Below are 19,816 nucleotides of genomic sequence, written 5' to 3'. Positions count from 1 at the left end.
ACCCCGGACGCGTCAGCGATCCGGGGCCTGTTTCCGATTTATCTGCTCGAGGTCCCGGATAGCGCTTCGCGCTTCCGGGATTTCAGGTGTGAAGTTCTCAGGCCGCCAACTTGGCCGCTACCCGGTACTTCGCCTCGGTGGACTTGGCGATGTCGTCGAGCGTGACGCCATCGGCCAGCTCAATCAGCTCAAGCCCGTCCTCGACCACATCAAACACGCCATAGGTGGTGATGATACGGTCGACACATCCCTTGCCGGTCAGCGGCAGGGCGCATTCTTTGAGCAGCTTGGGCGAACCGTCCTTGGCGGTGTGCTCCATGATGACCACGACGCGCTGCACGCCGGCAACGAGATCCATCGCGCCGCCCATCCCCTTGACCATCTTGCCGGGGATCATCCAGTTGGCGATGTCGCCCTTTTCGGAGACTTCCATCGCGCCGAGGATGGACAGGTTGATATGCCCGCCGCGGATCATGCCGAAACTGTCTGACGAACTGAAATAGCTGGTGCGCTTCAGCTCGGTAATGGTCTGCTTGCCGGCATTGATGAGGTCAGGGTCCACCTGGTCCTCGGTCGGGAACGGGCCCATGCCCAGCATGCCGTTTTCCGACTGCAGGGTTACATCCATGTCTTCAGGAATATAATTCGCCACGAGCGTCGGAATGCCGATGCCCAGATTGACGTAGAAGCCGTCCTCGAGCTCCCTGGCGGCGCGTTCGGCGAGTTGGTCGCGGGTCCATGCCATGATCGTGCTCTCCCTTAAGCCGCACGCACGGTGCGCTGTTCGATGCGCTTCTCGTGCTGGCCCTTGATGATGCGCTGGACGAAAATGCCCGGCGTGTGGATATGGTCGGGGTCGAGGCTGCCGACGGGCACGATTTCTTCCACCTCGGCGATGGTCACCTTGCCCGCCGTTGCCATCATCGGATTGAAATTGCGTGCCGTTTTCCGGTAGACGAGATTGCCTTCGCCATCGCCTTTCCACGCTTTCACGATTGCGAGGTCTGCCTTCAGGCCGGTTTCCATCACATAGGTTTCACCGTCGAAATCGCGATGGTCCTTGCCTTCGGCCACCAGCGTGCCGACGCCGGTCTTGGTGTAGAAGGCGGGAATGCCTGCACCGCCGGCGCGGATGCGCTCGGCCAGCGTGCCCTGCGGATTGAATTCAAGCTCCAGCTCGCCGGAAAGATACTGCTTCTCGAAGGTCTTGTTCTCGCCGACATAGGACGAGACCATTTTCTTGATCTGCCGGGTGTGCAGGAGCAGGCCAAGCCCGAAATCATCCACCCCGGCATTGTTGGAAATGACCGTGAGATCTTTGGCGCCGCTGTCACGCAGGGCCAGGATCAGGTTTTCGGGAATGCCGCACAGGCCGAACCCGCCGGCCATCACGGTCATGCCGTCAAAAGTCAGGCCTTCGAGCGCTGACGCCGCATCCGCATAGACTTTCTTCACCTTGGATGTCCTCCCGGGCATGAATTCAACGTGCGTTGTATAATTGGCAGGCGCGCATCCGCCAAGCGCAGTTTGCGCCTCTTGTCGTGCTGCCGGGAATAGCCGATTGGCCGGGCGGGGTCCATGGCCGCCCGATTACGGCCGCATACGGAAAACGCCGGACTGGAGGTTGGCCTCCAATCCGGCGCTGGTTGAGGAAACACTAGCCTCATGAAGCCCGGGACCGGCGAGGGACTGGGAACACATGGCCCAAGCTTCAAGACGTATAACGCCATACCGTGTCTGAACCGCCGCTGAACGGCGCATACTGGGCAGTCAGTCCGCAGATGTACGGAAATACTGACGGTCGGATTCCACTGCTACCGCACCGCCCAGAAACAGTATGTAGGCCGCCCAGTATATCCAAAGAAGGAAGATGATGACCGCGCCCAGCGATCCGTAGAGAGACATGCTCACCACCGTCGCAACATAGGTGTTGAAGCCGGCTGAAAGGGCGAGCCACAGCCCGGTCGACAGTGCGGCCCCGATGGCGCAGGCAGCCCAGGATGTCTCCCTGGCCCGCTGCATGACATATCGGTAGAGCAGCATCAGCGCGGCCATCATGGCCAGGACGGACACGCTCCATGGATTGATCACTGCGCTCGCGGCATCACCGCCCAGCCCGAGAGGCTCAAGCACGAAATTGATCAGTGCCGGCACGATCATGACGGTCAGGTTGGCAGCTATGAGCAGGCCGATACCCGCAAGTACGGCGAACATGGCGATCAGGTTGAATTTCACAATGGAGCGAAGCCCGTCGCGTCCGGCAATGTGGTTGAGGCCGGTGATGATGGCCTTGGTGCCACGCGATGCGGCAAACAGGGCGATTGCAAGGGCGACGAAGCCCTGCAGCGTCAGCAGCGCCGGCGAGGTGGTTGCCAGACGGGTGAGCTGGCTCATCACAAGGTCGGCCACCTCGGCGGGCAGGACTTGTGCTATACGGCCGACCTGTTCCACGGCGTCGGTCTGATCCTGAACCAGACCATATATCGAGGCGATGACAGCAATCCCGGGAAAGATCGACAGCAAGGCGAAGAAGGACGCCCCGCCAGCATATAGCATCACTTCACGCTGCAGCACGCGCGAGACAGAGCGGACGAGAATGGCGAGCGGCCCAAAGCCGGTCACCGCGCGGATGCGCTTTCTGGCCGCTTCAATGCGCTTTCTCAAAACAGGTCTGCCTCCGGTGCCGCGCGGGTCAGGACGGGACTATGGTCAACGCGTGAGAATTGCTGCGGTTCAGGTCTTGCTGCCAAACGCCCCAGCGCTTCTCAATCGGGCGATTGCATTATCGCTGAAGCCCCAGTCCGACAGCACAGCCTCAGTATCCGAGCCCGGTGCCGGAGCCGGGCCCTGAATGGCGCCGGGCGTTCTGGAAAAGCGGGGCGCGGGCGCGGCCTGACGTACCCCTGCCAGCTCGGTGAACACGCCGCGTTCGGCCATATGGGGATGACGGGCCGCCTCCTCGGTCGTCAGTACCGGCGCAAAGCAGGCGTCACTGCCCTCCAGCACGGCGCACCATTCATCGCGGGTTTTGCTGGCGAAGGCCGTTTCCAGCTTCGCCCGTTGTGCCGCCCACTGGCTTGCGTCGTACGGGTTAGCCATGACCGGATCGTCTTTCAGCGACAGCTTCTCCAGAAGCAAGGTGTAGAATTCAGGCTCCAGCGGGCCAATGGAGACATGCTTGCCGTCGGCGCACTTATAGGTGCCGTAGAAGGCCGCGCCGCCATCGAGCAGGTTCTCTCCCCTGCCCCGGTTCCAGATGCCCATGGCCTGTAATTGATGGATGGCCCCCATCAAGGATGTCGCGCCGTCAACAATGGCGGCGTCCACCACCTGCCCCTCGCCGGTTGTCCGGGCGTGGGTAAGGGCCGCCAGCACACCGAAGGCCAAATAGAGCGAGCCGCCACCGAAATCGCCGACAAGATTGAGCGGAATGGCCGGGCTCTCCGGTGTGCCCATCGCATCCAGCGCGCCGGTCAGCGAGATATAGTTGATGTCATGGCCCGCTGCGTGGGCCAGCGGACCGTGCTGGCCCCAGCCTGTCATGCGCCCATAGACCAGTGCCGGGTTGCGCTTGTGGGCGGTATCAGGCCCTAGCCCAAGCCGCTCCATGACGCCGGGGCGATAGCCCTCCAGCAGAATGTCCGCGCGGCTGATCAGATCGAGGCACGCTTCGACGGCCGCCGGGTTCTTAAGGTCGAACGCGGCCGAGCGCCGCCCGCGCGCGAGAATCTCTGCCGCACCGCCGCCATGCGCGCCGGGCCGGTCAACGCGCACGACATCCGCGCCCATGTCCGACAACAGCATCGCTGCAAAAGGTGCAGGCCCGAGCCCAACAAATTCAACGACTTTAACGCCACGCAAAGGGCCTTGTGCGTTCATGGGGCTGCTCCATGTGGTGAAAATCTGATGCGTTTGAAGGAATTCGGGTTGTGACACTGAAATTACATCGACACAATGGCAGTCCTGTCAGGCCCGGGGGACCGATGGGGCGTGCCGTCACATTACTCGTTTGCGGGAACGCAGAAGCGGCAGGAGAGCTTGCCGGAGAGCTTTGTGCTCTTGGCTTTTCAGCGCGGCCGGCAAGCACGCGCGGGGCGGCCGCAGCTCTGGACACCGAACCGGCCGACGCGATTGTGGCACTGGAACCGCTCGAGGATGCAACCGGGCTTCCGGCGCGCGCGATTGTATCGGTTGCAGGCGCTTTCGACGGGGCGCACGCCATCATCGTTCCGCCGGCCCACCCCATCCAGATTGCTGGCCGGGTGCGCTCGCTGCTGCGTCTTGGTGTACTCGAGGAAACGGCACGCCTGCGGTTGGCCGATCTGGGTGATGCGGGGCACCTGCTGCACAAGCCGGAGCAGAAAAGCGGCCCGATTTCCGTTCTTTATGCCGGACCGCCGGACCCGGCCTATTTGCGTCTTGAGCACGCGCTGGAGCGTGCCAATGCCCAGACGGTGGCAGCATTTTCGACCTTCAACGCGTTCGACTATCTCCATGAACGCGCGTTCGACGCCGTTGTCCTCAACACCCGGCCCAAACCGGATGTCGCGCATACGGTCTGTTCAGCCATGCGCCGCAATACGCGCCTTTACCACACCCCGACCGTGCTGCTGAGCCATGACGAGGTCTACCGCGCGGCGGACGAGGCCTTTGCCCGCGGCGCATCAGATATTCTGCCTGCCTCGCTGGATGCCGATGATCTGGCGGCCCGCATTCTGGCGCTGGCAGGTGAACGCAGGCGCAGGCGGCTTTCCAAGGGGCTGCTGGAATCCTGCCGTGTTTCCGCCGTCCTGGACGGTGAAACGGACCTGTTCAATGATGCCTTTGGCCGGCGCCATCTTTCCAGCCTGGTTGACCTTGCCCAGAAGCAGGCGCTGCCCCTGGCCCTTATCGGGCTGAAAGCGTCTGTTCCCGGCGCTGCCGGCCCGTCTGAAGGGCGCCACGCGTCCGGTGCGCTGAACCAGTTTGCCTCGATGCTGCGCCATTGCGTACGGGCCGAGGATCTGGCTGTGCGCCTGTCGGCCAACACTTTCTATCTGGCACTGCCCGGTACCAGCGCAGCAGACGCACAGATCGTTGCTGCACGCGTTGCCGCGATTGCCGAATGCACCGCCTATGAAGGTGAGGACCCGCAAACGCCGTTCCGCATTGTCCTGCGGCACGAGGTGACGGATACGCGTCCCGGCGACAAGGCGCAGACCCTCGTCTCACGCGCCCTGACGGGGCTGCAACAGGAACGCGCGAGCGTGGCAGCGGTCTAGGCGGCGGCCTTTCCGCGCGTGGCGGCATCGGCAATCGGGCCGATAAGCCGCTGCACGCCCTTCAACCTGCCGCCAACATCCGGGAAATCACCGCGCAGCACCATCGTATTGTCGGGCCGCAGCTTGTAGTCGGCCGGGCGCTTGTTCATCAGATCGATCAGCGCCATCGGGTCGGCAAAGGCATGGTCGCGGAACGTGGCCACCGCTCCCTTCGGCCCGGCATCAAGCTTGGCTATTCCTGCGCGCTTGCACAGCGCCTTGATGGCGACGACCTGCAACAGGCTCTCCACCTCATCGGGCAGCGCGCCGAACCGGTCGATAAGCTCAGCGGCGAACGCTTCGCGCTCCTGCTTCGTGTCGAGCTTTGACAAACGCCGGTAAAGGCCCATGCGTACGTCGAGATCGGGAACGTAATAGTCGGGGATCAGCACCGCGGCGCCGGTATTGATCTGCGGCGACCAGTCACCTTCATCCAGCGCAGGGCCATCGGTTTTCAGGGAGGCGACAGCTTCTTCCAGCATGGCCTGATAGAGCTCGACGCCGACATCGCGGATATGCCCCGACTGCTCCTCGCCGAGCAGATTGCCACCGCCGCGCAGATCGAGATCATGGCTGGCAAGCGTGAAGCCGGCCCCCAGGCTGTCGAGTGACTGCAGGACCTTCAGCCGTTTCTCCGCGCCTTCAGTAATCTTCTCGCGTGCAGGCGTCGTCAGATAGGCGTAGGCACGCGCCTTTGAGCGGCCCACCCGTCCGCGCAGCTGGTAAAGCTGGGCGAGGCCAAAGCGGTCCGCGCGGTGAATGACCAGCGTATTGGCGGTCGGCACATCAATACCGGATTCCACGATGGTGGTGGAGAGCAGCACATCAAACCGGCCCTCGTAGAAGGCGGTCATGATGTCTTCCAGCGCCGTGGCGGCCATCTGGCCGTGGGCTATCTCGAAATTGATCTCCGGTACCGCCTCGCGCAGGAATTCGGCGGTGTCTTCCAGGTCAGAGATGCGCGGCACCACGAAGAAGCTCTGTCCTCCGCGGTATTTCTCGCGCAAGAGCGCCTCACGAACGGTCACCGGATCAAACGGCGCCACATAGGTGCGCACCGCCAGACGGTCTACCGGCGGCGTGGCGATGATGGAAAGGTCACGGATTCCGCTCATCGCCAGTTGCAGCGTGCGCGGAATGGGTGTGGCCGTCAGGGTGAGCACATGCACATCGGTGCGCAGCTCTTTCAAGCGCTCCTTGTGCTTCACACCGAAATGCTGCTCCTCATCGATCACCAGAAGGCCGAGATCGGAGAACTTGATCGATTTGGCCAGCAGCGCATGGGTGCCGACCACGATCTCGCAGCGCCCCTCCTCCAGCTCTGCGCGCGCCGCTGCCGCGTCCTTCGCGTTTACCAGCCGCGATAGCTGGCGCACCTTCACCGGCCAGCCCTTGAAGCGCTCCGCAAAGGTGTTGAAATGCTGGCGGGCCAGCAGCGTGGTTGGCGCCACGACTGCCACCTGCTTGCCGCTCATCGCGGTAATGAAGGCGGCGCGCAGGGCGATTTCGGTCTTGCCAAAGCCGACATCGCCGCAGATCAGCCGGTCCATCGGGCGGCCGCGGGCCAGATCCTCGAATACATCCTCGATCGCTGAAAGCTGGTCGTCTGTCTCGGCGAAGGGGAAGCGCGCGGCAAACTCGTCATAAATGCCGGCCGGAGGTTCGATCACCGTGCCTTCGCGGGCATTGCGCTCTGCCGCGATGCGGATCAGCTCGTCGGCCATGTCGCGCAGGCGCTTCTTGGCCTTGGCCTTGCGCGCCTGCCACGCGACGCCGCCCAGTTTATCGAGCTGCGCGGTCTCGCTATCGTTGCCGTAGCGCGACAACAGTTCGATATTTTCAACCGGCAGGAAGAGCTTGGCTCCGCCTGCATATTCCAGCTCCAGACAATCGTGCGGCGCGTCCTGAACAGTCAGCGTCTTCAGGCCGAGATACCGGCCGAGGCCGTGATCGGAATGGACCACCAGATCGCCGGTGGAGAGGCTGCCGGCCTCGGTGATGAAATCGGCATTCTTGCGCTTGCGTACCCGGCGCGCGAGCCGGTCGCCCAGAATGTCCTGCTCAGCGACAACCGCCAGCGTGTCAGTCTCGAACCCCTGCTCCAGCGGCAGGACGACCCGCGCAACAGCGCTTTTGGGCAGGCCCTGCACGGCGTTCCAGTCACGCGCTATGGCAATCGGGGCAAGGCCGTGCTCGCCCAAAACGCTTGCCAGACGGTCCGACGCGCCTTCGGTCCAGCCTGCCACCATCACGCGCTTGCCGGACTGGCGAAGCTGGACGATGTGCTGGCGGGCGGCGTCAAACACGTTGTGTCCGGCCTGACGCTCGGCGGCAAAGCTGCGCCCGATCCGGCCCGGCAGGGTGACGACATGCTCTCCCGGCTCATGCAGGGCGGTGAAGCGGCGCGTGGCGCGTGCGCTCAGCATCGCCTCCCACTCGTCGCCGGTCAGATACAGCGCCTCAGGTTCCAGCGCGCGGTAGACCGGTGCAGAAAACGCGCCCTTGCCGGTGCTGGCCTGCGCGGCGTCCTGACGGGCCTGATAATAGTCCGCGACCTGTTCCAGACGCTCGGCGACCGCATCACGGGCGAGTGGGTCGAGCGCCGTCAGGCCGCTATCGCCCAGATAGTCGAACACCGTTTCCATGCGCTCATGGAAGAGCGGCAGCCAGTGCTCGGCGCCTTGCGGGCGCGCGCCTGCACTGACCGAGGCGTAGACCGGATCGCCCGAGACTGCGCCGCCAAAGCGCTTCAGGAACCCTGAACGGAAACGCGAGATGGCGGCTTCGTCGATCAGCACTTCGCTGACCGGCGTGAACTCCACGCCTTTCAGCTGGCGGGTGGTGCGCTGGCTCTCGACATCAAACGCGCGCACGCTTTCCAGCGTATCACCGAAGAAGTCGAGCCGGACCGGTTCCTCCGCGCTCGCCGGGAAGACATCGATCACTCCGCCGCGCACGGCAAAATCACCGCGTTCAGACACGGTGGCGGTCCGGGTGTAGCCATTGGCGGCGAAATAGGCGGTCAGGCGCTCCACCTCGACCACACCGCCCTGCTTTGCGCTGATCCCGGCGGCCTGCATCACGCTGCGCGGCGCGACGCGCTGGAGCACGCCGTTCACGGTGGCGATCACGATCAGCGTGCCGTCACGCCTGGCATCCCAGTTGGCGAGCCGGTGTAGCGCGCCTGCACGGCGGGCGGCCGTGCGCGGGCTGGGACTGATCCGGTCATAGGGCTGGCAGTCCCAGGCCGGCAGGCGCATGCGCTTGATGTCCGGCGAAAAGAAGGCGCAAGCCTCGGCAAACGCCAGCGCGCGCGCCTCGTCCGACGCGATGAACAGGTTGATCCCGCCCCTGATCCGCGCCGCATCGCAGAAAACCAGCGCGTCATACCCTTCCGGCACACCGCTGAGGGTGAGGCTTTCCGGCGCGGTGGCGATACGGTTCAGATCGGTCATGTCTCGGCATCCATCAAAGCGGTATCGCCCGCATGGGCGTCTTTGCCCCATGCGGGTTGTCTTGTTTCCTCAGCGTTGTCCCGGCGAACGCCGGGATCCAGAACACTCTGGACACCGGCTTGCGCCGGTGAAACGCGTGTTAGTTGCCGCCCGGACCGTCGCTCACGATTGCCTCATGGCGGAAGCCCTTAAGCGCATCCAGCACCGGGCCGTCGTAATTGGAGGGCGTCTCCGCCCGGCCCGTGATCCACGCATAGACCTCGGTGTCGGGCGCGTCGAGCAGGCGCTCAAACTCGTCCAGCTCCGCCGGGCTCAAGCCCTCAAGGCGCGCCTCGGCAAACCGGCCCATGATCAGGTCGGCCTCCTTGAAGCCGCGCCGCCAGGCCCGGAAGGTCAGCCGCTTCTTGCGGTCGGTGTCGTTGATGGGCGGATTCGGATCGGAAAACGGATCATCACTCATGGCGCGGGATATAGCGGGCGAAGGGGACGAGGCAAAGGGTGGTTTCATCGTGTGTTTTTCCCCTCGTCCTTCGAGACGTTCGCTCCGCTCACCCTCAGGATGAGGGAAAAGCACGACCTAAGCCCTCATCCTGAGGGGCTTCGTCAGAAGCCGTCTCGAAGGACGAGGGCTTTGTTTCACCTCCCCTCGTCATCCCCGCGCAGGCGGTGATCCAGAAATCGTAGAGCTAAGGCAGTGCCAAGCGGCTCTGGGTTCCCGCCTGCGCGGGAACGACGAAGGAGAGGAGCCGAGGCGATGATGCGGCATCCACCCTTCCCTCAGCCCCTCCCCCGCGCGAAACTGCCGCCATGCGCCCTGAGTCCCTCTTTCCCCTGTTTGCTGATCTGACGAGCCTTTCCGGTGTCGGGCCGAAGCTGGCTGCGCTGCTGGAGAAGGTGTTTGGCGGCGGGCGGGTGAAGGATGCCGTCTTCACCCTGCCGACCGGGATTATCGATCGCTCACGGCGGGTGACGATTGCCGAGTGTGGTCAGGGCGGCGCGTCCGGCCTTGTCACGCTGGACGTGATGATCGAGGCGCATGTGCCCGGCGCGACCTTGAAGCAGCCCTACAAGGTGCGCGCGAGCGATGAGAGCGGTTTCCTCCATCTGGTGTTCTTTCACGCCCGCAAGGACTATCTGATGCGCACCCTGCCGCCCGGCGAGCGGCGCATCGTGTCGGGCAAGGCGGAGCGGTTCGGCTCTGAAATCCAGATCGTGCATCCGGACCTGGTCGCCAAGCCCGGCGAGATCAGCACCGATGATCTGATCCAGCCCGTCTACCCGCTTACCGCAGGGCTGACCGCCAACACCGCCAGAAAGGCCGTCAGGGCCGCGCTGGAGCGTGTTCCTGATCTGCCGGAGTGGATCGACCCCGCCATGCCCGAGGCGGCCTCGTGGCCGCTTTGGGCGGATGCTGTGAGGGCCGTCCATGCGCCGCGCTCGGCCGCTGATCTGGAGCCGGGCAATATCGCCCGCACCCGCCTAGCGTTTGATGAGCTATTGGCCCATCAGCTCGCCCTGAAGCTCGCCCGCGCCAGCCGCAAGGCGAGGAAGGGCCGCGCGTTCACCGGATCGGGTGAGAAGGTGCGCGCCGTCATCGCCGCTGCGCCCTTCACGCCGACAGGCGCTCAAGTGCGGGCGTTCGAGGCGGCCAAGGGCGATATGGAAGCGGCGACGCGCATGATGCGTCTCGTCCACGGCGATGTGGGGTCCGGCAAGACCTTCGTTGCCGCCCTGTGCGCGGCCCATGCTGCAGAGGCGGGCGTGCAGACGGCGCTGATGGCGCCGACCGAGATTCTCGCCCGCCAGCACGCCGCCGTGCTGACGCCCTTGCTGGCGGCTGCTGGTATCCGCGTCGTTACCCTGACCGGCCGGGACAAGGGCCGCGCGCGGGAAGAACTCACGGAAGCGATTGCCAATGGCGAAGCGCATGTCGTGTGCGGCACGCATGCGCTGTTTCAGGACGCGATTGCGTTCCATGATCTGGGCCTCGTTATCATCGATGAACAGCACCGCTTTGGTGTGTCGGACCGCAAGCGCCTCACCGCCAAGGGGCCACTGCCCGACACACTGGTGATGAGCGCCACGCCCATTCCGCGCACGCTGACCCTCGCTGTTTATGGCGATCTCGATGTCTCGCGCCTTGATGAAAAGCCCGCCGGGCGTATTCCGCCCACCACGCGCGTCATTCCCGGCGAGCGGCTCGATGATGTGATCGAGGGGCTGGGGCGGGCCGTCGCCAAGGGCGAACGCGCCTACTGGGTATGCCCGCTGGTGGAGGAAAGCGATGTCTCTGACCTCGCCGCCGCAGAGGAGCGCCATCTCCTGCTCTCCAACGCCCTGCGGGCGCGTGTGGGACTGCTTCATGGACGGATGCCCGCGCGCGACAAGGAACGCATCGCGCGGTCCTTCCGCGATGGCGAGATCGATATTCTGGTCGCCACCACTGTGATCGAGGTCGGCGTCGATGCCCCTGATGCGACCATCATGGTCATCGAGCATGCCGAGCGCTTCGGCCTCGCCCAGCTGCATCAGCTGCGCGGGCGTGTCGGGCGCGGCGACAAGCCCTCCTCCTGCCTGCTGGTCTATCATGGCAAGCTGGGCGAGACCGCGCAGCGCCGCCTGGAGATCATGCGCGAGAGCGATGACGGCTTCTTCATCGCGGAGGAAGACTGGAAGCTGCGGGGCTCGGGCGATCCGCTGGGCCTGCGCCAGTCCGGCCTGCCGGACTATCGCTTTGCCGACCTTGCGGCCCATGCTTCGCTGCTGCCGATTGCCAGCGATTACGCCAAGCTGGAGGCGTCGCGCGAAGAGCCGCTACAGGGTCCGCGTGGGCAAGCGCTGCGCACGCTTCTCTACCTGTTCGAGCGTGATGAGGGCGTGAAGCTGATGCGCTCGGCCTAGAGGCTTTGCCTAATCGTTCTGCCTGGGTGGTTCACCTGCCGCTTCGCGTGCCTTCGCCTCCGACTGTGCATGATCCACACGCTCGCCGGCAGGCAGGCTGCCTTCAGGCAGACGGTCAGGCGTGACCAGCCCGAACGAGATGATCAGCTTGGCCGCTTCCTCGATCGTGATGTCGAGCGGGATGGCCTTGGAGCGCGGTACAAAAAGCAGGAAACCGGAGGTGGGGTTCGGTGTTGTCGGCACGAACACGCCGATCACCTCCTCCTTGCCCTTGCCGACATGGTGACGGATAGCCCCCTTGCCGTGGGATGCGACGAAGGCCACCGCATAGCTGCCCGACATCGGGTATTCGACAAGCACCACCTCCTTAAAGGCGTTGTTCTGCGCACCCAGCACCGTCTCGACGAGCTGTTTGAGCGCGCCATAGATGTTACGGATCAACGGCATGGTGTTCACGATGCGCTCGCCGACCGCCAGCAGGCTGCGCCCGAAAATATTGGCCGCCAGTGCGCCCAGCAGGGTCAGGCCCAGCACGGCAATGATCAGCCCCATGCCTGGCAGGGCGAAGGGCAGATAGGTCTCCGGGTTGTACCGGTCGGGAATGAGCGGCTTGATCGTGGAATCCACAAAGCTGATGAAGATATAGATCAGCCAGATTGTGACGGTGACCGGCGTGGCGACCACGACGCCTGTAAGAAAACTGTTGCGAAGCCAGCGCAGCACGAAATTATCTCTCCTGAAGGCAAGAGGGGTTACCCGGCCCGCCGTGATGATGGCAAACTTGTAACGGGACTGCCAGCGCGCCTGGCGGTAAGCACAAGCAAAAAGGGAAAACGGTCATTCATGCCCAAACTACGCGCGCCTGCCCGCCCGCTGACCCTGCTTCTTGTCATTGCGGGTGTGGGCCTCATCTTGCTGCTCCTCGCTGCAAGTTGGCTGATGCGCGACCAGATCTACCAGACCCTGCTTGATCCGGGCGTTCCTTTCCAGACCTATGAGCCGCCAGCCGCCCCCGATTATGCCGAAGCGGACAGCTGGGCCGTGCGTCCGGTGGTTGCTGCCCTGGAGGAGGACGAGCCGGCTGTATTTTTCGTGCATCCCACGCTTCATACCGGCGGCGAGCACTGGAATGCAGCGCTGGACAGGCGCAGCCACCGCGAGCGCCTGGCGCGGCTTTACCTGCCCAATTATGCCGGCCCGTTTGCGGAGACAGGCGCGGTGTTCGCTCCGCGCTACCGGCATGCGGCGCTCTATGCCTACATGAATAATCGCGAAGACTCCCTGCAGGCCCGTCTTCTTGCCTACGACGATGTGCGCACAGCGTTTGCGCAATTTCTCGCAGATATCGGTGACGAGCGTCCGATCATTCTGGCCGGTGCCGGTCAGGGTGGCGGCCATGTCACGGGCCTTTTGCTGGATGTCATTTCGCGCGATGAGGATCTGATCGCCCGGCTCGTGGCCGCCTATATTGTCGAGGCGCCGGTGGCGGCCGATCTGTTTGATGGCCCGTTGCAGGACATTCCTCTTTGTAGCGCGCCGGAGGCGATCCGCTGTGTCATCACCTATTCGGCGGTGCGCAGCGACGAGCCGGCCAGAATCGAGGCCATCACGGAGCGCAGCACGTTGTGGATCGACCGGGGACGGCTGGGACAGACGCTGGGGCGCGAGCTGGCATGTGTGAGCCCGCTATTGTGGAACACATCGGAGGATTACGCGCCGGCCCGCCTGCATCGCGGCGGTGCTGCAGCCGAAGGGCTGGAACTGGGTGAGCGCCCCTCGCCGCTGGCCAGCCAGACCGGTGCGCAGTGCCAGAACGGCCTGCTCTTCGTGGACCAGCCCCGCTCGCGTACACTTCGCAGGCCATCGCGCCTGGCGGAAATACGCCGGGTGCCGCCTTTCAACCTGTTCTATGCCGATCTGGAAGCCGATGTGACGCGGCGCGCCGCGATTCTGGCTGAAACGCTGGCAGAAGAGCGCCGCTGGGCGCCTGAATTGCCGGAGGCCGAGGAAATCGAGTCCGTGCCCGTACGCCCTATCGACTAGCGTCAGCCTTCATCTTTTCGACGAGCGCCGTCGTAGAGAAACCCGGCTGTAGCGGCGCGATCACGATCTCCCCGCCGCGCGAACGGATAAAGTCCGCTCCGGGCAGATCGTCGGGCCTGTAGTCGGCACCTTTCACCAGAACGTCCGGCGCAATCGCCCGGATAAGCGCCTCAGGCGTGTCCTCTTCAAAGACGACGACGCGATCGACACTTTCCAGCGCTGCCAGCATGGCCGCCCTGTGAGCCGCCGGATTGACCGGTCGGCCCTCCCCCTTGAGACGAGTCACGGACGCGTCGCTGTTTAACCCGACCACCAGCCGGTCGCACACCGAACGCGCATGGCGCAGGGAGGCGAGATGCCCGGGATGGAGAATGTCAAAGCAGCCATTGGTGAAGCCGACTTTCAGCCCGTTACGGTGCCAGGACTGCACGGTGCCGGCCGCCTTTTCGCGGGACAGGACACGCCAGTCGGCATCGCCTGCGCCCGGTATGGCAGCATCAAGCAGCTCTTCGGGCGAGACAGTCGCTGTGCCGGCCTTGCCCACGGCTGTGCCCGCGGCAAGATCAGCCAGCGCCATGGCATCGACGAGCGGCAGGCCGGCTGCCACGCCCAGTGACAGGGCCGCCAGCGCCGTGTCGCCTGCACCCGATACATCGTAGACCGAGCGCGGCCGGGCCCGGTGATGATGAACCGTTCCGTTTTCGATTAGGCTCATGCCTTGCGCGCCGCGCGTGACGATCAGGGCCGGGGTCGAGTCAAGCCGGGCCTTGAGTGCACCCAGAGCCGCTTCCGCCTCGCTGTCAGAACCGACCGGCAGGCCGACTTCGTCAGCAAGTTCCTGTGCGTTCGGCTTGATAAGGGTTGCGCCATCATAGCGCGAATAGTCTGCCCCGCGCGGATCGACGCAGACCGGCTTTCCTGCAGCGCGGGCAAGGCTGATGACCTCCCGGCAGAGCTCAGGGGTCAGCATTCCGCGGCCATAATCGGACAGCACAACCACATCCGCCCCGCCCATTGCGTCCGCGACAACGGCGATAATCCGCCGCTCGCTGTCCGGACTGATCGACCCGCCCGGGTCACAGTCCACGCAGAACATCTGCTGGCTACCCGACACATAGCGGGTCTTGGTGGGGGTCTTTCGCCCCGGCTGTTGCACGAGCGCGACCGAGGAGGCGCCGCACTCACCCAGTAACGCCTCGACGGCGGGCGCATGTGCATCATCGCCGGCGACGCTGACCGCGCTGGCGGTTCCGCCGAGGCTGATGAGGTTGCGTACCAGGTTTCCGGCCCCGCCCAGCATCATTTCCCGGCGGCGTTCCGACAGGACCGGCACAGGCGCCTCACGCGAAATACGCTTCACCTCGCCATAGACGAAGGAGTCCAGCAGCACATCGCCGACGACCAGTGCGCGTTTGCCGGCAATTGCGCTGAGCAGGATGGAGGCTTCCTGGCGCTGCATGGCGGGCCTAGAGCGCCATTACGGGGTTGGCTTTGGCCATACGGTCAAACTCCAGCAGGTCGCGGGCAATGGCCTCGAAATGCTTGAGCGGGATCATGTTCGGCCCGTCGGAAGGCGCGTTGTCCGGGTCGGGGTGCGTTTCCATGAACACGCCTGCGACACCGATGGAGACGGCAGCACGGGCCAGGTAGGGTACGAATTCGCGCTGCCCGCCGGACGAGCTGCCCTGCCCGCCGGGCTGCTGGACCGAGTGCGTCGCGTCAAAGATCACGGGGCAACCGATACTGGCCATGATGGGGAGTGCGCGCATGTCGGATACCAGCGTGTTGTAGCCAAAGCTGGCGCCGCGTTCACACGCAAACACGTTGGGGTTGCCTGCCCCGGTGATCTTGGCGACGACATTCTTCATGTCCCACGGGGCGAGGAACTGGCCCTTCTTCACGTTTATTGCCTTGCCCGTCTGCGCTGCCGCGATTAGCAGGTCAGTCTGGCGGCAGAGAAAGGCCGGAATCTGCAGCACATCGACGGCCTGTGCCGCGATGGCGCACTGCTCGGCGGTGTGAATGTCGGTGAGAACCGGCAGGCCGGTAGTCTCCCTGATTTCGGCAAATATGGGCAAAGAGTCTTCCAGCCCGATCCCGCGCTGGGCGTTCGCGCTGGTGCGGTTCGCCTTGTCGAACGAGGTCTTGTAGATGATCTGGCAGCCAAGCCGCTCGCCTATTTCCTTTAACATCGCCGACACTTCGAGACCGTGCTGGCGGCTTTCCAGCTGGCACGGCCCGGCAATGAATGTCAGCTGACGGGAATTGCCAATCTCGAAGGCGGGATGCGCTCCGCGGGCGAGCGTGACAACGGCATTGGGAGCAGTCATGGGCGGTCAGTCTTTCCTTGCAGATGCAGCGCGATCAGGATTTTAGCTGATCCGCGCGCGAGTTGTGTTCGTAATAGCTGACATAGGTATTCCCGTCATCCTTGCACTGCGGCTTTCAATATCGTGTCCACCTCAACGCATTCTGGTTCTTGCCCTGTCATCTGCTGGTTCCGTCAGGACCTGAGGCTGGCCGACAATCCTGCGCTTCATGCCGCCGCCGCGAGCGGCGCGCCGTTGATCTGCCTTTACGTGCTCGACGACAAGACCCCAGGCAAATGGGCCATGGGCGGGGCGTCGCGCTGGTGGCTGCATCACAGCCTTGCTTCGCTCGATGCCGGTCTGCAGCGGCTTGGCACGCGGCTGATCCTGCGCCGCGGAGACGCGTTCGAGATCGTGACGGGCCTTGCCAGCGAGCTTGGTGCACAGACTGTTTTCTGGAATCGCTGTTACGAGCCTTCCGCCCGCGAACGCGACGCGCAGATCAAGGCGCAGCTCACGGATGGCGGTATAGGGGCGGAGACCTTCAACGGATCCCTGCTGGTCGAACCATGGCACCTGAAAACCAAGGATGGCGGGCCGTTCCGCGTCTACTCCCCCTATTTCCGTGCACTTGCCCCGCATTGTGATGACGTCGCCCTCCTGCCGGCGCCGGGCGCCATCAAGGACGGATCGGACGGCGCGCACTCCGATGCGCTCTCCAACTGGTCGCTGCTGCCCTCTGCGCCGGACTGGTCGAAGGGTTTTTCACCTGTCTGGACACCTGGCGAGGCTGGCGCGCGCGAGCGGCTTGAAACGTTTTGCGAGGACGCCGCGAGTGAGTATGCCGGCACCCGCAACCTGCCGGGCACTGAAGGTACCTCGCGGCTCTCTGCGCATCTTCATTTCGGGGAAATCTCCCCGCGTCAGGTCTGGCATCACACCGTCAGGCATGTGCCCGCGGGAAAGGGCCGTGAAACGTTTCTGAAGGAAATCGGCTGGCGGGAGTTTTCCTACAATCTCCTCTTCCATTTCGATGATCTGCCGGAATCGAATTACCAGACTAAATTCAACGGCTTTCCGTGGGATTTTGATGAGGGATCGTTCGAGAAATGGACTCGCGGACAGACCGGCTATCCGATTGTCGATGCCGGGATGCGCCAGCTCTGGCAGACAGGCTGGATGCATAACCGGGTGCGCATGATCGTCGCGTCATTCCTGACCAAACACCTGCTGATTGACTGGCGCCGGGGCGAAGAATGGTTCTGGGATACGTTGGTCGATGCCGATCTTGCCAATAACGCCGCCAGCTGGCAGTGGGTGGCTGGTTCCGGCGCGGACGCCGCGCCCTATTTCCGCATCTTCAATCCAGTGACGCAGGGCAAGAAGTTTGACGAGGCCGGCAGCTATGTCCGCGAATGGGTGCCGGAACTTTCCAGACTGTCCGCCAAATACATCCACGCCCCCTGGACTGCGCCCGCTGAGGAGCTCTCGCGGGCCGGAATAAAGCTGGGGCGGGACTACCCCGAACCGATTGTCGATCACCCAAAGGCTCGCGAACGTGCGCTGGCCGCGTTTTCCAGCCTCAAGGATGCTGCATGAGCTCGATTGATCCGATACTGAAGCGTCCCTCGCGGATTGCCGTCATTGGCGCGGGTGTGGCCGGCCTCGGCGCGGCATGGGCGCTGCGCGGCCTGCATCAGGTCGTGCTTTACGAGAAGGAAAACCGTCTTGGCGGACATGCCAACACGGCTCATGTCGAGCACGCAGGCAAGGAAACGGCCGTTGATACCGGCTTCATCGTCTTCAACCGGCTCAACTATCCCAATCTGACTGCCCTGTTTGGTCATCTGGGGATTGAAACCCACAGGACCGACATGAGCTTCGGCTTCAGCCTCGACGGGACGTGCGAGTGGTCGTCGAACGGTCTTGGCGGGCTGTTTGCCCAGCCCTCCAACCTGTTGAAGCCTGCCTTCATCCGCATGCTGCGGGATGTGCTGCGGTTCAACGCGCAGGCCGTGGACGATCTTGAAGGCGGTGTCCTCACCGGATTGTCGCTTGGCCAGTATCTCGATCTTTATGAATTCAGCCCCGGCTTCCGCGAGCAGTATCTCCTGCCCATGGGGGCTGCGATCTGGTCGGCCAGCGAGAGCGACATGGCGGCCTATCCGGCAGAAGCCTTCGTGCGGTTCTTCAAAAACCACAGGCTGGTGAATGCGAAGCGTCCGAAGTGGGAAACGGTCGTTGGCGGCAGCCAGACCTATGTCAGCGCCCTCTGGCGCGATATGGAGGCATCGGGCGTTGAGCGGCGCTCCGGCGCTGTGAGCGTAACGCGGCTGCGCAATGGCGGGGTCCGGATCGTGGATGCCGGCGGGCATGCAGAGCGGTTCGACGAGGTCATTCTCGCCTGTCATTCCAACGAGGCGCTGCACCTGCTCAGCGATGCCGATGCTGACGAGCACGAGATGCTGGGCGCCATCCCCTATTCCTCCAACACCGCCGTCCTGCACCGCGACGAGAGCTTCCTGCCGCGCCGCAAAGGTGCGCGGGCGGCATGGTGCTATATGCGTGATCTGGAAACAGGCGATGCGGCAGTTACTTACGACATGAACCGGCTGCAGCACATTAATCCGGCGCAGCCCCTGCTGGTTACCTTGAACCCCGCGCGCGAGCCGGATCCGTCCAGGGTTCTAGGCCGGTACAGCTACGATCACCCGCAATTCACGCCGGCCGGACTTGCCGCTCAGCGCATCTTCAATCGCATCCAGGGGGTGCGCAACACCTGGTTCGCGGGTGCATGGCTGGGCTATGGCTTCCACGAGGACGGGCTGCGTTCCGGCCTGCGGGTTGCCTTGCGTCTGGGGGGAGCCATTCCGTGGACATTTGCCGACGGGGACGTAAATGGCGGAGAATGGGGGGAACGGCCAGGCATCAGCCTGCCCGACGTTCACGCCTTGCCCGCGGAGTGATGATGACGCCGCCTGCCCGGCTTTTCCTCGGACGCACCGTGCACGAACGCAGCCAGCCCTTCGTGCACCGCTTCCGCTATTCCATTGCCATGATGATGTTCGACCTCGACCAGCTGGAGGCAGTGGGCCGCCTCTCATGCCTGTTCTCGATGGAGCGCTTCAACCTGTTCAGCTTCCGCGCGCGCGACCACGGCCCGCGGGACGGTTCCTCGCTGAAAAGCTGGGCGCTCTCGCGGCTTGCCGGGGCGGGGGTCACCGGGGCGGTAGCGCGGGTGCGGCTCTTATGCTCGCCGCGTGTGCTGGGCTATGTTTTCAACCCGATATCGCTCTACCTCGCCGACGATGCGGACGGGAACACACTTGCCGTCATCTATCAGGTTCACAACACGTTCGGCGATGCCCATGCCTATGTAGCGCCGCTCACTGGCCGGATGCCGGCGCGCCACTGCGCGCAGAAACGTTTTCACGTCTCACCCTTCTTTCCCGTTACCGGGCGCTACGACTTCACCTTGCGCGATGGCGATGACCAGCTATCGCTCGTGATCAACAAGGTCGAGGCCTCCGGCAAGGACTTTCTGGCGACCATGCAGCTTCAGGCCCGTCCGGTGACCTCGGACAATCTACTCAGGCTCTTTGCGGCACAGCCCTTTTCCACGTTGAAGACGATTTCGGCGATTCACTGGGAAGCGCTGCGTCTGGTGTTCAAAGGCGCGCGATATCATCGCCGCCCCAAAGCGCCGCAGGACGATACAATTATCGACTCCGCCATGCATCCGGACCGGCAGTTTGAGCGTAAGCAGTAATAGGCGTAGAATTGGACCGGCAGTCAGCCGGAAGGATGG

General features: G+C 63.8%; 15 protein-coding genes. 6 read left to right on the top strand and 9 right to left on the bottom strand.

Annotated elements, in window-relative coordinates:
- Window positions 1-97: 97 nt before the first annotated feature.
- From IEV75_RS02925 to IEV75_RS02910, 4 genes are all read right to left on the bottom strand, one after another.
- Window positions 98-745, bottom strand: a complete 648-nt coding sequence (locus IEV75_RS02925) for a CoA transferase subunit B (protein WP_188451056.1) — start codon at window positions 743-745, stop codon at window positions 98-100.
- Between the two features lie 14 nt (window positions 746-759).
- Window positions 760-1,455, bottom strand: a complete 696-nt coding sequence (locus tag IEV75_RS02920; protein ID WP_188451055.1) for a CoA transferase subunit A — start codon at window positions 1,453-1,455, stop codon at window positions 760-762.
- Window positions 1,456-1,770: 315 nt separating this feature from the next.
- Complete coding sequence (locus IEV75_RS02915; protein ID WP_217982161.1) at window positions 1,771-2,664, bottom strand: YihY/virulence factor BrkB family protein; 894 nt, start codon at window positions 2,662-2,664, stop codon at window positions 1,771-1,773.
- A gap of 69 nt (window positions 2,665-2,733) precedes the next feature.
- Window positions 2,734-3,879 carry a CaiB/BaiF CoA transferase family protein gene (locus tag IEV75_RS02910; protein ID WP_188451054.1) on the bottom strand — a complete coding sequence of 382 codons (1,146 nt, stop codon included), beginning with the start codon at window positions 3,877-3,879 and terminating at the stop codon, window positions 2,734-2,736.
- Window positions 3,880-3,983: 104 nt separating this feature from the next.
- Here IEV75_RS02910 and IEV75_RS02905 point away from each other — a divergent pair, with 104 nt between their 5' ends.
- Window positions 3,984-5,261, top strand: a complete 1,278-nt coding sequence (locus IEV75_RS02905; protein ID WP_188451053.1) for a diguanylate cyclase domain-containing protein — start codon at window positions 3,984-3,986, stop codon at window positions 5,259-5,261.
- On the opposite strand, the gene mfd is transcribed toward IEV75_RS02905, so the two are convergent.
- Both mfd and IEV75_RS02895 read right to left on the bottom strand, forming a co-directional pair.
- On the bottom strand, window positions 5,258-8,755 hold the full coding sequence (mfd, locus tag IEV75_RS02900; RefSeq protein WP_188451052.1) for a transcription-repair coupling factor: 3,498 nt from the start codon (window positions 8,753-8,755) through the stop codon (window positions 5,258-5,260). The two genes, IEV75_RS02905 and mfd, sit on opposite strands and share 4 nt — an antisense overlap.
- A 139-nt stretch (window positions 8,756-8,894) precedes the next feature.
- A complete protein-coding gene (locus IEV75_RS02895) occupies window positions 8,895-9,263 on the bottom strand; it encodes an FAD assembly factor SdhE (protein WP_233351726.1) in 369 nt (122 codons plus the stop codon).
- Between the two features lie 299 nt (window positions 9,264-9,562).
- Between IEV75_RS02895 and recG the strand changes: the two genes are divergently transcribed.
- On the top strand, window positions 9,563-11,656 hold the full coding sequence (recG, locus tag IEV75_RS02890) for an ATP-dependent DNA helicase RecG (protein WP_188451051.1): 2,094 nt from the start codon (window positions 9,563-9,565) through the stop codon (window positions 11,654-11,656).
- Between the two features lie 9 nt (window positions 11,657-11,665).
- On the opposite strand, the gene IEV75_RS02885 is transcribed toward recG, so the two are convergent.
- On the bottom strand, window positions 11,666-12,379 hold the full coding sequence (locus tag IEV75_RS02885) for a DUF502 domain-containing protein (protein ID WP_188451050.1): 714 nt from the start codon (window positions 12,377-12,379) through the stop codon (window positions 11,666-11,668).
- Window positions 12,380-12,499: 120 nt separating this feature from the next.
- Here IEV75_RS02885 and IEV75_RS02880 point away from each other — a divergent pair, with 120 nt between their 5' ends.
- On the top strand, window positions 12,500-13,699 hold the full coding sequence (locus IEV75_RS02880; RefSeq protein ID WP_188451049.1) for a DUF3089 domain-containing protein: 1,200 nt from the start codon (window positions 12,500-12,502) through the stop codon (window positions 13,697-13,699).
- Here the strand turns inward: IEV75_RS02880 and rfaE2 are convergent.
- Window positions 13,689-15,158 (bottom strand): D-glycero-beta-D-manno-heptose 1-phosphate adenylyltransferase, encoded by a 1,470-nt coding sequence (gene rfaE2 / locus IEV75_RS02875; RefSeq protein ID WP_188451048.1) that lies wholly within the window; start codon window positions 15,156-15,158, stop codon window positions 13,689-13,691. The genes IEV75_RS02880 and rfaE2 overlap by 11 nt on opposite strands.
- Window positions 15,159-15,165: 7 nt before the next feature.
- The gene (gene kdsA, locus IEV75_RS02870) at window positions 15,166-16,029 is read right to left on the bottom strand and encodes a 3-deoxy-8-phosphooctulonate synthase (RefSeq protein WP_188451047.1); all 864 of its coding nucleotides are present in this window, start codon (window positions 16,027-16,029) and stop codon (window positions 15,166-15,168) included.
- Between the two features lie 123 nt (window positions 16,030-16,152).
- Here kdsA and IEV75_RS02865 point away from each other — a divergent pair, with 123 nt between their 5' ends.
- Genes IEV75_RS02865 through IEV75_RS02855 form a run of 3 tightly spaced genes read left to right on the top strand, consistent with a single transcriptional unit; the run spans window position 16,153 to window position 19,777 of the window.
- Window positions 16,153-17,607, top strand: coding sequence for a cryptochrome/photolyase family protein (locus IEV75_RS02865; RefSeq protein ID WP_188451046.1), 1,455 nt, complete (start codon window positions 16,153-16,155; stop codon window positions 17,605-17,607).
- The gene (locus IEV75_RS02860) at window positions 17,604-18,974 is read left to right on the top strand and encodes an NAD(P)/FAD-dependent oxidoreductase (protein WP_188451045.1); all 1,371 of its coding nucleotides are present in this window, start codon (window positions 17,604-17,606) and stop codon (window positions 18,972-18,974) included. The genes IEV75_RS02865 and IEV75_RS02860 overlap by 4 nt, the downstream gene beginning before the upstream one ends.
- A complete protein-coding gene (locus IEV75_RS02855; RefSeq protein ID WP_188451044.1) occupies window positions 18,974-19,777 on the top strand; it encodes a DUF1365 domain-containing protein in 804 nt (267 codons plus the stop codon). Before IEV75_RS02860 ends, IEV75_RS02855 begins: the two co-directional genes overlap by 1 nt.
- Window positions 19,778-19,816: the final 39 nt, after the last annotated feature.

Source organism: Glycocaulis albus (genome assembly GCF_014639075.1).
GTDB lineage: Bacteria > Pseudomonadota > Alphaproteobacteria > Caulobacterales > Maricaulaceae > Glycocaulis > Glycocaulis albus.
Note: the sequence above shows the minus strand (reverse complement) of the source record. Positions and strands in the feature narration are given on the sequence as shown.